Origin of the sequence: Kitasatospora sp. NPDC089797, from assembly GCF_040684795.1 — a bacterium.
In the GTDB taxonomy this organism is placed as follows: domain Bacteria; phylum Actinomycetota; class Actinomycetes; order Streptomycetales; family Streptomycetaceae; genus Kitasatospora.
Window position 1 is genome coordinate 41,029 of sequence record NZ_JBFBGS010000042.1, and the last position, 15,307, is coordinate 56,335.

The following is a 15,307-nucleotide window of genomic DNA, read 5'->3' on the forward strand; positions in this document are numbered from 1 at the left end:
GGTCCGAGGATAGACGGCTTTCGGCTACGCGCGTAGAAATTCCGCCGCGGCATGCCGGATCGTTACCCGGTTGACCCGAAAACACAGCTCGGCGGTGCTGTCCGGGCCGCCGGGCTGTCGGTACGTACAGGAATCCGCACGGAAACGGCAGCCCGGCCGGGACGAAAGGCCGGGGTGAAAAGGGTCCCCGGTTCAGCAGGGGCGGCGGCGCAGGTCCAGCACGTAGTCGTGCGGGGCGCCGGCGCTCTCGGCCGCGTCGGCGATCAGGCCGAGGTAGCGGGCCGCGGGCAGGCCGCCCTCGTAGTCGTTGAGCACGTACGTCCAGACCGGGATGTCGCCGTCCAGGGTCTGGGCGCGCAGCTTGATCTTGCGGTAGATGCCGAGCTGGACGCCCTCCCAGCGGTCCAGGCCCTCCTCGTCCATCGGCGCGATGTCGTAGAGGGAGACGAACACCCGGTCCTTGCCGTCCTCGACGACGGTGGCCAGCGAGCCCTCCCAACCGAGCTGCTCGCCGCCGAAGGTGAGCCGCCAGCCGTCCAGCCACCCCGTGCCGCGGAGCGGGGAGTGCGGGGCTCGGCGGGTCATCTGCCGGGCATCGAGGTTGGTGGCATACGCGGCGTAAAGGGGCATGGTCGCCAGCGTAGCCCGGGTGGCGCACGGGACGGGGGCGAGTGGACGGACGTTCTGAGCCCGGACCCCCTTGTGGCGCCGCTCCCGGCGTGCGGGACAATGGGGTACGTGACTCGGATCGTGATCATCGGTGGCGGACCCGGCGGCTACGAGGCGGCCCTGGTGGCGGCCCAGCTCGGCGCGGAGGTGACCGTCGTCGACCGCGACGGTCTGGGCGGATCGGCGGTGCTCACGGACTGCGTGCCGTCGAAGACCCTGATTGCGACCGCGGAGGTGATGACCACCTTCGACAGCTCGTACGAGGAGCTGGGCATCACGGTCGACCGGGACGGCGCCGCCGAGGACCGGAAGGTCATCGGCGTGGACCTGGGCAAGGTCAACCGCCGTGTGAAGCGCCTCGCGATCGCGCAGTCCCACGACATCACCCAGTCCGTCACCCGCGCCGGGGTCACCGTGCTGCGCGGCCGCGGCCGCCTCGGGGCCGGCGGGCAGGCCGTGGACGGCTCCCGCGAGGTGCTGGTGGACGGCCCCGACGGCGCCGTGCAGTCGCTGCGCGCCGACGCGGTGCTGATCGCCACCGGCGCCCACCCGCGCGAGCTCCCGGACGCCCAGCCGGACGGCGAGCGGATCCTCACCTGGACCCAGGTGTACGACCTGGAGGAGCTCCCGAGCGAGCTGATCGTGGTCGGCTCCGGCGTGACCGGCGCCGAGTTCGCCGGTGCCTACCAGGCGATCGGCTCCAAGGTCACCCTGGTGTCCAGCCGCGACCGGGTGCTGCCGGGCGAGGACCCGGACGCCGCCGAGGTGCTGGAGGAGGTCTTCCGTCGCCGCGGCATGAACGTGATGAGCCGCTCCCGGGCGGAGAGCGCCAAGCGGATCGGCGACCGGGTCGAGGTGACCCTCGCGGACGGCAAGGTGATCGAGGGCAGCCACTGCCTGATGGCGGTCGGCTCGATCCCCAACACCGCGGAGATGGGCCTGGAGGAGGCCGGGGTCAAGCTCAACGACTGGGGCCAGATCCAGGTCGACCGGGTCTCCCGCACCAGCGCCCCGGGCGTCTACGCGGCCGGCGACTGCACCGGCGTCTTCATGCTCGCCTCGGTGGCGGCCATGCAGGGCCGGATCGCGATGTACCACGCGCTCGGCGACGCGGTGCAGCCGCTGAACCTGAAGACCGTGGCCTCCAACGTCTTCACCGACCCGGAGATCGCCACCGTCGGCTACACCGCCGCCGACGTGGAGTGCGGCAAGATGGACGCCGTCGAGGTCAAGCTCCCGCTGCGCGGCAACCCGCGGGCGAAGATGCAGGGCATCCGGGACGGCTTCGTGAAGCTGTTCTGCCGCCCGGGCACCGGCATCGTGGTCGGTGGCGTGGTCGTCGCCCCCCGCGCCAGCGAACTGATCCACCCGATCGCGCTCGCGGTGGACGCCAATCTGACGGTCGAACAGGTGGCCAGCGCCTTCACCGTCTACCCGTCGGTCTCCGGCTCGACCGCCGAGGCCGCCCGGCAGCTGCACATCCGCAAGCGGGTCGACGGCGAATCCTGAGCTCAAGGCGCACAGTTGGGGGCGGCTGCCGATCGGCGGCCGCCCTTCGCACAGGCATGATCGTCACCCGGACGGCGGGCGCAGTTCCGGGTTGTTGACGGCGCGTATTGTACGGTCACGCGCCGCACGTGCGTGAGCAATTCCGGCTACCAGCTGCAAACGCCTGAAAGCAGACGGTCACGCAGGTTACCGTCGGTTCTGTGTTTGCAGCAGAACGTCGCCAGTTGATCCTCGAAATGGTGCGCGCCAACGGAGCGGTCTCGCTCCGGGAGTTGGCCCGCGTCGTCCAGACCTCCGAAGTGACCGTGCGCCGTGACGTGCGGGCGCTGGAGGCAGAAGGGCTCCTCGACCGCCGGCACGGCGGCGCGGTGCTCCCCGGCGGCTTCAGCCGCGAACCCGGCTACCCGCAGAAGACCCACCTGTCCGCGGCGGAGAAGAGCGCCATCGCGGACCTCGCCGCCGGGCTGGTGGAGGAGGGCGACGCGGTGGTGGTCGGGGCCGGCACCACCACCCAGGAGCTGGCCCGCAGACTGGCCCGGGTGCCCGGGCTGACGGTGGTCACCAACTCGCTGCTGGTCGCCCAGGCGCTGGCGCACGCCAACCGGGTCGAGGTGGTGATGACCGGCGGCACCCTGCGCGGCTCCAACTACGCGCTGGTGGGCAGCGGCGCCGAGCAGTCGCTGCAGGGGCTGCGGGTCACCAAGGCCTTCATCTCCGGCAGCGGGCTGACCGCCGAGCGGGGGCTTTCGACGGCGAACATGCTGTCCGCGAGCGTGGACCGGGCCATGGTGCTGGCGGCCGCCGAGGTCATCGTCCTCGCCGACCACACCAAGCTCGGCGCGGCCGGCATGTTCCAGACCGTCGCCACCGAGACCATCACCCGGCTGGTCACCGACGAGCAGGCCGCCGCGGACGACACCACCGCCCGGGAGCTGGACGCGCTCGCCGACTGCGGGGTGCAGATCGAGCTGGCGCCGCTCGGGGCCGCACCGGGCGGTGACGCCCCGGTGCACGGCACCGGCAGCGGGCCGGTGCACCAGACCCAGCCCGGCCCGCTGGGCCGCCGTCCGGTCCCGCCGCCGGGCGCCGCCCCGCTGCCCGGCCAGCGCCGCCCCGGCGCCCACGGCGGCGGCCCGGTGGGCCCGGGCGGCATGCCGGTCCGGCTGGCCGAGATGGGCCTGCCGCGCGGGCGTTGAGCCCGGTCCGGCCGTGGCCCGCCGAGCGGGCGGGCCACCCCTGGAAACCCGACCGGTCCGCACCCCTCGAAGGGAGTACGGACCGGTCGTGGATTGACGGACCGCGGGTCAGTCCTTGATCTCGCACAGCGCGGCGCCGCTGCTCACGCTCGCGCCCACCTCGGCCTTGAGACCGACGACGGTGCCGGCCTTGTGCGCGTTCAGCGGCTGCTCCATCTTCATCGCCTCCAGGACCACGATCAGTTCGCCCTCGGCGACGACCTGGCCCTCCTCGACGGCGACCTTGACGATGGTGCCCTGCATCGGCGAGGCCAGGGTGTCACCGCTGATGGCCGAACCGGCCTTCTTGGCGCCCACCCGGCGCTTCGCCTTGGCCCCGCCCGCCGGGCCGGCCGCCGGGGCCGCCGCGACGCCCAGCGAGGACGGCAGCGAGACCTCGATCCGCTTGCCGCCGACCTCGACGACCACGGTCTCCCGGGTCTCCGCCTCCTCGGCCTCGCCGGCCGAGCCCGCGAACGGCGGGATGGTGTTGTCGAAGTCGGTCTCGATCCAGCGGGTGTAGATCGTGAACGGTCCGTCGCCGCCGTGCACCTCGGGCGCGAACGCCGGGTCGGTGACGACCGCCTGGTGGAACGGGATGGCGGTGGCCATGCCCTCCACCCGGAACTCGTTCAGCGCCCGCCGGGCCCGCTCCAGGGCCTGCTTGCGGTCGCGGCCGGAGACGATCAGCTTGGCCAGCAGCGAGTCCCAGGCCGGGCCGATGACCGAGCCGGTCTCGACGCCGGAGTCCAGCCGCACGCCCGGGCCGGACGGCGGGGCGAACAGCGTCACGGTGCCGGGCGCGGGCAGGAAGTTGCGGCCCGGGTCCTCGCCGTTGATGCGGAACTCGAAGGAGTGACCGCGCACCTCGGGGTCGCCGTAGCCCAGCTCCTCGCCGTCGGCGATCCGGAACATCTCGCGGACCAGGTCGATCCCGGTGACCTCCTCGGTGACCGGGTGCTCCACCTGCAGACGGGTGTTGACCTCCAGGAAGGAGATCGTGCCGTCCATCGCGACCAGGAACTCGCAGGTCCCGGCACCCTCGTAGCCGGCCTCCTTGAGGATGGCCTTGGAGGCGCGGTACAGCTCGGCGTTCTGCTCCGCGGTCAGGAACGGCGCGGGCGCCTCCTCGACCAGCTTCTGGTGCCGGCGCTGCAGCGAGCAGTCACGGGTGGAGACGACCACCACGTTGCCGTGCTTGTCCGCGAGGCACTGGGTCTCCACGTGCCGCGGGTTGTCCAGGTAGCGCTCGACGAAGCACTCGCCGCGCCCGAAGGCGGCGACCGCCTCGCGCACCGCGGAGTCGTACAGCTCCGGGATCTCCTCCAGCGTGCGGGCGACCTTCAGGCCGCGGCCGCCGCCGCCGAACGCCGCCTTGATGGCGACCGGCAGGCCGTGCTCCCGGGCGAACGCGACGACCTCGTCGGCGCCCGCGACCGGGTCCGGCGTGCCGGCCACCAGCGGGGCGCCGGCGCGCTGGGCGACGTGCCGGGCGGTGACCTTGTCACCGAGGTCGCGGATGGCCTGCGGGGGCGGGCCGATCCAGGTCAGGCCCGCGTCGAGGACGGCCTGGGCGAATTCGGCGTTCTCCGACAGGAACCCGTAGCCGGGGTGGACGGCGTCGGCGCCGGAGTCCTCCGCGGCCTTGAGGACCTTGGCGATGTCCAGGTAACTGGTGCCGGGGGTGTCACCGCCCAGCGCGTAAGCCTCGTCGGCCGCGCGGACGTGCAGCGCATCCCGGTCCGGCTCGGCGTAGACGGCGACGCTGGCGATACCGGCGTCCGAGCAGGCCCGGGCGACGCGGACGGCGATTTCCCCGCGGTTGGCGATGAGCACCTTGCGCACTGTGGCTCCCTTCTTGAACCTCGTTGAGTTTATGGATTCCTGGGCGGTACCGGCGAGTAGCCCCAGGTTGTGAACTATCCCACACGCACCGTGATGGAAATCCGGGCCCGGTCGACCGGGTTGACGGCGACTTCGCAGGTCGCGGCCGATCCGGTCGGACGGGCGTGTTCGACGGTGGGTGACCGTGGTGCGGCGCGGCGGGACGGTGGCATGGAACACACCTTCCCGCCGCCGGGTCAAACCGCGCTCGCGCCGGTGCCGGTGCCGGTGCCGGTGCCGACGCCGGCCGCCGGGGCGGCCGCGGGGCGGCGCAGGGCCTCGGCCGTCACGTCGGCGGCCAGTTCGACCATGTCCGGCCCGTAGGCCTCCGGGTTGACCACCCGCAGGACCAGCGCGAAGGTGCCGTTCCGGCCGTGCGCGCGGGCGAGTTGGCGGTGGTGCGCCACCAGGTGGCGGACGCCGGCCTGGTTGGCGGTGCCGGTCTGGCCGGCGATCAGGAAGACCGGGCGGCCGCCGTCCGGGGTGGCGATCCGGGCCAGCAGGGTGTGGGCCTGGTCCCGGTCGGCGGCGAACTCCCGGTCGCCGACCACGATCACGTTGCTGCCCGGGCCGGGCCCGGAGGTGATCAGCACCCCCGGCAGGCCCCAGGCCAGGTGGGCGGCCATCCGCTCGTTGCTGACCGGGCCGCCCAGGCACAGCTCGGTCTTGGCGCCCAGGCCGCGGTGCGCCGCGTCGTGGGCGACCAGTTCGGGCCGGGCGCCGCACTCCTCGACCAGCCCGGCCAGCCACATCAGGGCGTAGGCGTCCCGGCGGGTCACGGTGTTGGCGTGCGAACCGGCCCCGACGCTGCGCGGCACCACGATCAGGCACTCGCTGCCGGCCGGCAGACCGAGGAACTCCCGGACCCGCTCGACCTTCCGGCGCCGCCGCAGGGCCTGGGCCAGCCAGCCGAGCGCGGCGCTGATGGCGCTGGCCACCAGGCCGAGCACCACGTTGAGCACGTTGTCGGTCATCGCCCGCGTTCCCCTCCCGGTTCGGACGCCGGTCAGCTTAGGGGCACAACGGTGCGATGCGGCAGGTCACTTGCTCCACAGGTCGATGATGCGCAGGTCGAGCTCGGCGAGCAGTCGGCGCAGCAGCGGCAGGGACAGGCCGATCACGTTGCCCGGGTCGCCGTCGATGCCGTCGACGAACGGTGCCGAGCGGCCGTCCAGGGTGAAAGCCCCGGCCACGTGCAGCGGTTCGCCGGAGGCGACGTAGGCGGCCACCTCGGCGTCGTCCGGGGTGCCGAAGCGGACGGTGGTGGAGGCGGTCTCGGAGGCCTGCCGGCCGGTCGCGGTGTCGATCACGCAGTGGCCGGTGCGCAGCACCCCGGCGCGGCCGCGCATCGACTGCCAGCGGGCCACCGCCTCGGCGGCGTCGGCGGGCTTGCCGAGGGCCCGGCCGTCCAGCTCCAGGACGGAGTCGCAGCCGATCACCAGCTCGCCGTCGGTCAGCCCGGCGGCGACGGCCTTGGCCTTGGCCTCGGCCAGGACGAGGGCCAGCTCGGCGGGGGTGGCGGCGGTGATCGCGTCCTCGTCGACGCCGCTGACCACCACGCGGGGGTCGAGCCCCGCCTGGCGCAGCAGCCCGAGGCGGGCGGGGGAGGCGGAGGCGAGGACGAGGGAGCGCTGGTCGGTCATGCCCACCAGGGTAGGGGGTGCCGGGAAGGGGACGCCGGTGTCCGCCGTTCGGGTGAACGGGTCAGGTGAAGTACCGGGTCAGCATGATCAGCACGGAGCCCACCAGCACCATGGCGGCCAGCACCTTGCCGGCCCGCTGCATCCGCTCCTGCATGCGACGGGCCTCGGGCGAGGGCTCGTCCTCGGGGTCTGACCAGAGCACTCGTCCAGAGTGCGGCGCGGGCGGGCCCGGACGCCTGAGTATCCGTACTCAGGTTTCGGGCGGAGCGGACGGTGGCGCGGGGCCGCCGGAATGCGTGCGGAGCGGGACGTCGGCCCGGCCGACTGCCCGCTCCGCACCAGGAGTTGCTAGCGCGCCCAGCCCGACGTCCGCCAGGCGTTGACGCCCGGTTGGACGGCGGGGCGGAGCAAGCGGGAGCGGTCGTTCCAGGGGGAGGCCGGGCCGGCGCCCGCCAGACGCGCCGCCTCGGCGGCGGCCTGCGCGGCGGCGGCCCGGGCCTGGACCACCGCCAGGACGGTGGCGAGCTCCTCGGGGGTCGGCTGCCCGTGCAGCACGTGGATCGGGGACATGGCGTGTTCTCTCCCGAGAGGGATGGTGCCTACAGGGGGATGTTGCCGTGCTTCTTGGGCGGCAGCACCTCGCGCTTGCCGCGCAGTGCCCGCAGGCCGCGGACGATGTGCCGGCGGGTCTCGCTCGGGGCGATCACCGCGTCCACGTAGCCGCGCTCGGCGGCCAGGTAGGGGTTCAGCAGGGTGTCCTCGTACGAGGCGATCAGCTCGGCCCGCTTCTCGTCGACGGTGCCGGCCGCCTCGGCCTCGGCGATCTCCCGGCGGTGCAGGATGTTGACCGCGCCCTGCGCGCCCATCACCGCGATCTGCGCGGTCGGCCAGGCCAGGTTGAGGTCGGCGCCCAGGTGCTTGGAGCCCATCACGTCGTACGCCCCGCCGAAGGCCTTGCGGGTGATCACGGTGATCAGCGGGACGGTCGCCTCGGCGTAGGCGTAGATCAGCTTGGCGCCGCGCCGGATGATGCCGTCCCACTCCTGCTCGGTGCCGGGCAGGAAGCCGGGCACGTCCACGAAGGTCAGCACCGGGATGTTGAAGGAGTCGCAGGTGCGGATGAAGCGCGCGGCCTTCTCGCTGGCGTTGATGTCGAGGCACCCGGCCAGGTCCATCGGCTGGTTGCCGACGATGCCGACCGCCTGGCCCTCGACCCGGCCGAAGCCGGTGATGATGTTGCCCGCGTACAGCGGCTGGGTCTCCAGGAACTCGCCGTCGTCGACGATGTGCTCGATCACCTGGCGCATGTCGTACGGCTGGTTCGCCGAGTCCGGCACGATGGCGTCGAGTTCGAGGTCCTCCTCGGTGACCGTGAGGTCGGCCTGCTCGGGGTAGGACGGCGGGTCGCTGAGGTTGTTGGAGGGCAGGTACGAGAGCAGGCTCTTGACGTACTCGACCGCCTCCTTCTCGTCCGCGGCCAGGTAGTGGGCGTTGCCGGACTTGGTGTTGTGGGTGCGGGCGCCGCCCAGCTCCTCCATGCCGACGTCCTCGCCGGTCACGGTCTTGATCACGTCCGGACCGGTGATGAACATGTGCGAGGTCCGGTCCGCCATCACCACGAAGTCGGTGATCGCGGGGGAGTAGACCGCGCCGCCCGCGCAGGGGCCCATGATCAGCGAGATCTGCGGGATGACGCCCGAGGCGTGCACGTTGCGGCGGAAGATCTCGCCGTACAGGCCGAGCGAGACCACGCCCTCCTGGATGCGGGCGCCGCCGGAGTCGTTGATGCCGATGACCGGGCAGCCGGTCTTCAGCGCGAAGTCCATCACCTTGACGATCTTCTCGCCGAAGACCTCGCCGAGCGAGCCGCCGAAGACGGTGAAGTCCTGGGCGAAGACGGCGACCTGACGGCCGTCGACGGTGCCGTAGCCGGTCACCACGCCGTCGCCGTAGGGGCGGTTCCGCTCCTGCCCGAAGTTGGTCGAGCGGTGCCGGGCGAACTCGTCGAACTCGACGAAGGAGTCCTCGTCCAGCAGCTCCGCGACCCGCTCGCGGGCGGTCAGCTTGCCCTTGGCGTGCTGCTTCTCCACGGCCGCGGACGAGCCGGAGTGCGCCGCCTCGTCCAGCCTGCGGCGCAGGTCGGCGAGCTTGCCGGCGGTGGTGTGGGGGTCGTACGGCGCCTCGGTCATCCGGTGGCTCTCCCTGATCATCGGCCGCGACCTGTTCGAGTGCGCGCGGGCCGGGATCGGGGGGTCGCGCAGGAGGGCAGGGCGGCGCTGCGAACTACCGCTGCGTAGCGTAGCCAGCGCGAAGGGCGATCCGGCACGTCCTGGCGTTATGGCCATCGACACAGTGTGTCAACGGGCGTTCTGGGGCACGATGGGGCGGTCTGGGCCCCGGGCGGCCCCGCGCCCCGGTCCGCCCCCGTCGGTCCGTCGTCCCGGTCCGCCGCCAGGGCGCCCGGTCCGCCCCGCCGGTCCCGCACCGCGGCCGGTCCCGCACCACCACGGCCCGTCCTGCCGGGGGCCCGTCCGGGTTCTAGGGTGGCCCCCATGAGCGCACCCGAGACCCCCCGCCGCAGCGGACTGCGCGGCTTCGGCCGCACCGGACCGTCCCCCTGGACCGACCTGGACCGGCCGCCGCTGGACGAGGAGGTGCTGCGCCGCGACCTGCTCGTCCCGGGCGGGTTCTGGACCGCGCTGGACGTCGTCGCCGAGACCGGCTCCACCAACAGCGACCTCGTCGAGCGGGCCCGGGCCGGCGCCCCGCAGGGCACGGTGCTGGTCGCCGAGGCGCAGCGCGCCGCCCGCGGGCGGCTGGACCGGCAGTGGACCGCCCCGGACCGCTCCGGGCTGTTCCTGTCCTTCCTGCTGCGCCCCGAGGAGGTGCCGGTCGAGCGGTACGGCTGGCTGCCGATCCTGGTCGGGGTGGCCGTCGCCGCCACCCTGGACCGGGTGGCCGGGGTGGAGGTCGGGCTGAAGTGGCCGAACGACCTCCAGGTGGAGATCGACGGCGCGGAGCGCAAGCTCGGCGGCATCCTCACCGAGCTGAGCGGCGGCGCGGTGGTGGTCGGGATGGGCCTGAACGTCTCGCTGCGCGCCGCCGAGCTGCCCGTCCCCACCGCCGCCTCGCTCGCGCTGGCGGGCGCCCGGACGACCGACCGGTCCGTCCTGCTGCGGGCCCTGCTGCGGGAGTTCGCCGGGCTGTACCGGGAGTGGACGGCGGCCGCCGGGGACCCGCACACCAGCGACCTGCTGCGCGCGTACGCGGACCGCTGCAGCACCCTCGGCCGTCCGGTGAAGGTGCTGCTGCCGGGCGACCGCGAGCTGGTCGGCGAGGCGGTGGCGATCGACGGGGACGGCCGGCTGGTGGTCCGCACCGCGGACGGCGCACGCCGGGCGGTCGGCGCGGGGGACGTGGTCCACGTCCGCCCCCAGCCGCGCTGAACGGCAGTCTTCACCTCTCCTTGACCCGGGCGGATGCTCCGGATCACGTGATTCCGTGCGAACATTCCACCTGGCAGCGGTGTGAGGCGCGCCACTGTCCGTCCGGGTGGCGGGCGGTGCGCCCGGACCGGTAGGACACGAGGCAAGTGCGGCGACCGCACGGGGACGGACCGGTGGCAGAGGACGGCAGCGGCGAGACGGCGGGCGGCCACGACCCCACGGTCGCGCTCGAACTGGAACGCCTGATCCTGGACGCACCACGCCGCTACACCCCCTACCAGGCCGCGCGCGCCGCCGACGTCCCGATGGAGCTGGCCACCCGGTTCTGGCGGGCCATGGGCTTCCCCGACATCGGCCAGTCCCGGGCGCTCACCGACGGCGACGTGATCGCCCTGCGACGCCTCGCCGGCCTGGTCGAGTCCGGGCTGCTCAGCGAGTCGATGGCGATCCAGGTGGCCCGTTCCACCGGCCAGACCACGGCCCGGCTGGCCGGCTGGCAGATGGACACCTTCCTGGAGAACCTCACCCAGGCCGTCGAGCCCGGGCTGACCCGCGCCGACGTCGCCTACCCGCTGGTCGAACTGCTGCTGCCGGAGCTGGAGCAGTTCCTGGTGTACGTCTGGCGGCGCCAGCTGGCCGCCGTGACCGGCCGGGTGGTGCAGGCCGCCGAGGACCACGAGATCACCAGCGGTCGGCTCGCGGTCGGCTTCGCGGACCTGGTCGGCTTCACCCGGCTGTCCCGCCGGCTGGAGGAGGAGGAGCTCGGCGAGCTGGTCGAGACCTTCGAGAACACCTGCTCCGACCTGATCGCCGGGCAGGGCGGCCGGGTGATCAAGACCCTCGGCGACGAGATCCTCTACGTCTCGGAGGACCCGGCCACCGCCGCCGAGATCGCGCTCAGCCTGATCGACGCGCTGGCCGAGGACGACACCATCCCGGCGCTGCGGGTCGGCATGGCCTTCGGGACGGTCACCCAGCGGATGGGCGACGTCTTCGGCACCACGGTCAACCTGGCCAGTCGGCTCACCTCGATCGCGCCCAAGGACGCGGTGCTGATCGACGGGGAGTTCGCGGCCGCGCTGGAGCAGAACGGCAGCGTCGCGCCGGCCGACTCGGAGGGGCCGGGGCTGGCGGAGGCGCTCTCGGTGGCGGCCGGGATGCCGGCCTCCGGGCTGCCGATGCCGGGGCCGGACCTGGGGGCGCGGTTCCACCTCCAGCCGATGTGGCGGCGGCCGGTGCGGGGACTGGGGCTGGTGGAGCCCTGGCTGCTGTCGCGGCGGATGAAGGCGGAGTAGCGGGGCGGTCCGGGCCGGCGGGCGTGGGCGGGTGTTTCCGGCGGGTGTGGGTGGTTCCGGCGGGTGTGGGTGGGTGTTTCCGGCGGGTGTGGGCGTGGCCGTTCCGGGCAGACGCGGGGTGCGGGCGTTCCGGCCGGGCACGGGCGTCGGGGAGCCGGTGCGGGACCGTTCGGACGGGTGCCGAACGGTTGAAGATCGTACGGTTCGGTGCGGGTCCATCCGGGCAAACGGGGCATAACCGAACGAACTCGCCATAGTCTTGGTGCAAGCGGCCGGACGGGTGCGGCCGACCGGTGGGGGCCCGGCAGGGCCGTCGGGGGTCCGGCAGGACCGGGCACAGGGAGCGAGGCGAGCCGGTGAGCAGTGAGGCGATCATGACGGACCGCGGCTGCGACTGCGACGGTCCGCACCACCACGACCCGTTGCCCGACCTCCGGCTGCAGTCGGTGGTCGAGCTCGCCCAGGACATGGCCGGGGCGCTCACCCCGCTGGAGGCCGTCCGGGCCGCCGCCGCCCGGGCCACCGAGGCGCTCGGCGCCACCATGGCCGCCGTCTCGGTCTGGGACCGCGAGTCCGGCCGGCTGCGGGTGCTGGTCAACCACGGCGACCTCGCCCCCGGCGAGGAGGAGCTGCCGGAGGACGAGTCGTACCCGGTCGCGGACTTCCCGGAGATCGTCACCTATCTGGAGGAGCGCTGGACCACCGGGCGGCTGCCGCGCGCCTGGTTGCAGACCGCCGAGAACGTCGCCCCGCACGCCGGTCACGCCCACCCGACCGCCGGCGCGTACTGCCAGGAGCGCGCCGCCGCGCTGCGCCGGCGCGGGCGTGCCTGCTGCGTGGTCGCGCCGATCGTGCTGCACGGACAGGCCTGGGGCGAGCTCTACCTCGCCCGCTCGACCGGCATGCCCGTCTTCACCGACGCCGACGCCGACTACGCGACCCTGCTCGCCGCCCAGATCTCCGCCGGGCTCGCCCAGACCGAACGCCTCGCCGACCTGCGCAAGCTCGCCTTCTCCGACCCGCTGACCGGCCTCGCCAACCGCCGGGCCGTCGACGCCCGGCTGGACACCGCGCTGGAGGCGCACAACCGGGACAACACCGTGGTCTCGCTGGTGGTCTGCGACGTCAACGGGCTCAAGCGGGTCAACGACCAGCTCGGTCACGAGATGGGCGACCGGCTGCTGGAGCGCTTCGCCCACCAGCTCTCGCTGGCCGCCGCCAAACTGCCCGGCAGCCTCGCCGCCCGGCTCGGCGGCGACGAGTTCTGCCTGCTCGTGGAGGGCCAGAAGGCCGACGAGGTGGTCGCCGTCGCCGAGGAGCTGTGCGCGCGGGCGCTCGGGCTCGCCGAGGGCGAGGGGGTCGCCTGCGGCGTCGCCTCCACCGGCGACTCGATCGGGCCGGTGACCACCCCCGACCGGCTCTTCCGGCTCGCCGACGCCGCCCAGTACCGGGCCAAGGCCGCCCGCGCCGCCCATCCGGTGGTCGCCGGGCGCAGTCACGGACCCGGCTTCTCGCCCGACCCCACCGTGCTGCTCGCCGACGCCGCCGACCCGCACCACCGTGCCGACGGACGGCGCGGACCGGGCGGCCGGGTCGGGCCCGGCGACCGGCGGCGGTTCCGCGGCGCGGCCCACAGCGCCGACCCGGGGCAGCTGCTCACCGCCGTGCTGGCCTCCCTCGACCAGGCCGCGGCCGCCCGCGCCGTCCACCCGGCCGACACCCTCGGCAAGCTCGTGGTCGTCGCCGAGGCCTCCGCCCGGCTGCTCGACGCGGTCGGCTGGTGGGTCTCGTACGTCCCGCCCGGCTCCCAGCGGATGCGCACCGCCCGGCACGCCGTGTACCGGATGACCAGCGGGCCGAGCAGCAGCCGCGCCGAGACCCAGCGCGCCCAGATCGAGGCCCCCGACGCGATCTTCGACCTGCGCCACTACCCGATGACCCGCCGGGCCGTCCGCGGCGGGGCGTTCGCGCTGCGGGCGGGCGCGGCGGGCAACGACCCGGCGGAGGAGGCGATGCTGGTGGTCTCCGGCTACCGCGGCATGGTCGCGGCGGGCGGCCAGAACCCGGCCGGGGGCTGGCTGGTCGAGCTCTTCGCCGACGACGCGACCCTGCCGCTGGGCCAGGTCGCCTGTGCGATGCGGGCGTTGGTGGCGGTCGCGCTGGCGGGGGCGGCTTCCCCGCCAGTGCCCTGAGGGCTCTGGGGGCCGGCGGCGGTTCCGGCGGGCCGGGGCGGGCCGGCCGCGGGGCGTGATCACCCCGACGCCCGTCGATGGCAACTCCCTTGGAAAACAACGGACTTCGCCGGATCCGGTCGTGGGCGCACGTGTTGTGCCGCCCGAGGGCGGGCACGCTGACCCTGCGGGGCGGAGCGTACGGCCGCCGGTCGGTGATGTGCCGGTCCGGTGACCGGGGTGTCGCGGGTGGGTCGCGGTCGGGGGGCCGGGGTGCCGTGGCGGGGTGGGGCGGTGGGAAGGTGACGGGGCGGCGGATCGGGGAGCGGGGGTCGATGGTGGGCGGACGACGGGCGGGCGGACGGACGGCGGGTGCGGCGGTGGCCGGGGCGCTGGTGTGCGGGGTGCTGGTGTGCGGTGGGGTGGCGGCGGCCGCTCCGGCGTCGGCGGTTGCTCCGGCGTCGGCGGACCAGGGGGTGCGGGCGGCCCGGGTGGCGCCGGTGGTGCGCGCGGCGGGCCCGGCCGCCGGGGCGGGCCCGGCGGCGCGGCGGACGGCGCCGGCGCGGCAGCTGCGGGCCGGGCTGCGGGCGCACCAGATCACCGACCGCTCCGCGGCGCGGCGCTACCACAAGACCCGGCGCAGTGTGGTCGGGCGCGCGCTGGACGCGGTGTTCGGCTGGGTCGCGGCCGTCGTGCTGGCGGTGCTGGTGGCCGTGGCGCTGCTGGTGCTCGCGGTCAGGCGCCGGAAGGGCCGGTAGGGCCGGGGGCGGCGGTGGGGCCGACGGTGGGGCCGGGGGACTCGGCGGTGTCGGCCGGGCGCAGGGCGCGCAGGCAGGCGTCGACCAGGCGGTCCGCGTGGTCGTGGTCGAGCGGCCCGAGCTGGTGCATCCAGCGGTAGTACAGCGGGCCGTAGAGGAGTTCGACGGCGAAGTCGAGGTCGGTGTCCGCGGGGAGGTCGCCGGCGGTGCGGGCGGCGCGCAGCCGGTCACGGGTGACGTCCAGCAGCGGGTCGAGCAGCCGGCTGCGGTACTCGGCCTGGACGACCGGGTCGCTGAGGATCTCGGTGCTGAGGGCCCGGTAGGTGCGGTCGAGGGCGGGGTCGGCGAGGTCGTCGGCGCTGAGTCGCAGGACGGCCTTGAGGTCGGCGGCGAGGTCGCCGGTGTCGGGGAGGGCGAAGTGGCCCTCGTGCCCGTTGACGACGAGGAAGGCGTCGAAGACGACCGCGCCCTTGGAGGGCCACCAGCGGTAGATGGTCTGCTTGCCGACGCCGGCCCGGGCGGCTATCGCCTCGATGGTGAGCCGGCCGAAGCCGACCTCGGAGACCAGCTCGTAGGCGGCGGTGAGGACGGCGGAGCGGGAGCGCTCGTTGCGGCGGGCGGGGTCGGGGGCGGTTCGCGGGGCCATGTCGGAAATTCTAAGCGCGCGATCGAGACGAGACGTATCGTCTTGTCCTGT

Annotated in this window: 13 protein-coding genes and 1 pseudogene; 6 read left to right on the forward strand and 8 right to left on the reverse strand. The window is 74.2% G+C overall.

What is annotated here, in order from left to right:
* Window positions 1–192 precede the first annotated feature (192 nt).
* Window positions 193–630 carry a gamma-glutamylcyclotransferase gene (locus AB0O91_RS29220; protein ID WP_350511220.1) on the reverse strand — a complete coding sequence of 146 codons (438 nt, stop codon included), beginning with the start codon at window positions 628–630 and terminating at the stop codon, window positions 193–195.
* A gap of 99 nt (window positions 631–729) precedes the next feature.
* Between AB0O91_RS29220 and AB0O91_RS29225 the strand changes: the two genes are divergently transcribed.
* Complete coding sequence (locus tag AB0O91_RS29225) at window positions 730–2,178, forward strand: NAD(P)H-quinone dehydrogenase (RefSeq protein ID WP_363439140.1); 1,449 nt, start codon at window positions 730–732, stop codon at window positions 2,176–2,178.
* Between the two features lie 200 nt (window positions 2,179–2,378).
* Window positions 2,379–3,374: a DeoR/GlpR family DNA-binding transcription regulator gene (locus AB0O91_RS29230; protein ID WP_363439143.1), complete on the forward strand. Its 996-nt coding sequence runs from the start codon at window positions 2,379–2,381 to the stop codon at window positions 3,372–3,374.
* 108 nt (window positions 3,375–3,482) lie between these two features.
* On the opposite strand, the gene AB0O91_RS29235 is transcribed toward AB0O91_RS29230, so the two are convergent.
* The 6 genes from AB0O91_RS29235 to AB0O91_RS29260 all read right to left on the reverse strand — a co-directional run bounded on the left by AB0O91_RS29235 (window position 3,483) and on the right by AB0O91_RS29260 (window position 9,129).
* Window positions 3,483–5,258: a biotin carboxylase N-terminal domain-containing protein gene (locus tag AB0O91_RS29235; RefSeq protein WP_363439146.1), complete on the reverse strand. Its 1,776-nt coding sequence runs from the start codon at window positions 5,256–5,258 to the stop codon at window positions 3,483–3,485.
* A 236-nt stretch (window positions 5,259–5,494) separates the two neighbouring features.
* A complete protein-coding gene (locus AB0O91_RS29240; RefSeq protein ID WP_363439148.1) occupies window positions 5,495–6,271 on the reverse strand; it encodes a hypothetical protein in 777 nt (258 codons plus the stop codon).
* A 66-nt stretch (window positions 6,272–6,337) separates the two neighbouring features.
* Entirely contained in the window at window positions 6,338–6,940 is a 603-nt protein-coding gene (locus AB0O91_RS29245) for a nucleoside triphosphate pyrophosphatase (RefSeq protein WP_363439150.1), read from the reverse strand.
* A 61-nt stretch (window positions 6,941–7,001) separates the two neighbouring features.
* The gene (locus tag AB0O91_RS29250; RefSeq protein WP_350511215.1) at window positions 7,002–7,142 is read right to left on the reverse strand and encodes a hypothetical protein; all 141 of its coding nucleotides are present in this window, start codon (window positions 7,140–7,142) and stop codon (window positions 7,002–7,004) included.
* A gap of 146 nt (window positions 7,143–7,288) precedes the next feature.
* A complete protein-coding gene (locus AB0O91_RS29255; RefSeq protein ID WP_363439152.1) occupies window positions 7,289–7,510 on the reverse strand; it encodes an acyl-CoA carboxylase epsilon subunit in 222 nt (73 codons plus the stop codon).
* 29 nt (window positions 7,511–7,539) lie between these two features.
* Window positions 7,540–9,129 carry an acyl-CoA carboxylase subunit beta gene (locus AB0O91_RS29260; RefSeq protein WP_363439228.1) on the reverse strand — a complete coding sequence of 530 codons (1,590 nt, stop codon included), beginning with the start codon at window positions 9,127–9,129 and terminating at the stop codon, window positions 7,540–7,542.
* 363 nt (window positions 9,130–9,492) lie between these two features.
* Between AB0O91_RS29260 and AB0O91_RS29265 the strand changes: the two genes are divergently transcribed.
* From AB0O91_RS29265 to AB0O91_RS29280, 4 genes and pseudogenes are all read left to right on the forward strand, one after another.
* Window positions 9,493–10,386, forward strand: a complete 894-nt coding sequence (locus tag AB0O91_RS29265; protein WP_363439155.1) for a biotin--[acetyl-CoA-carboxylase] ligase — start codon at window positions 9,493–9,495, stop codon at window positions 10,384–10,386.
* A 173-nt stretch (window positions 10,387–10,559) separates the two neighbouring features.
* Entirely contained in the window at window positions 10,560–11,681 is a 1,122-nt protein-coding gene (locus tag AB0O91_RS29270) for an adenylate/guanylate cyclase domain-containing protein (RefSeq protein WP_363439158.1), read from the forward strand.
* A gap of 374 nt (window positions 11,682–12,055) precedes the next feature.
* Window positions 12,056–13,174: pseudogene (locus AB0O91_RS29275) on the forward strand (sensor domain-containing diguanylate cyclase); the annotation flags it as partial.
* 1,013 nt (window positions 13,175–14,187) lie between these two features.
* On the forward strand, window positions 14,188–14,610 hold the full coding sequence (locus AB0O91_RS29280; RefSeq protein WP_363439160.1) for a hypothetical protein: 423 nt from the start codon (window positions 14,188–14,190) through the stop codon (window positions 14,608–14,610).
* On the opposite strand, the gene AB0O91_RS29285 is transcribed toward AB0O91_RS29280, so the two are convergent.
* Window positions 14,588–15,256, reverse strand: coding sequence for a TetR/AcrR family transcriptional regulator (locus AB0O91_RS29285; protein WP_363439163.1), 669 nt, complete (start codon window positions 15,254–15,256; stop codon window positions 14,588–14,590). The two genes, AB0O91_RS29280 and AB0O91_RS29285, sit on opposite strands and share 23 nt — an antisense overlap.
* Window positions 15,257–15,307 lie beyond the last annotated feature (51 nt).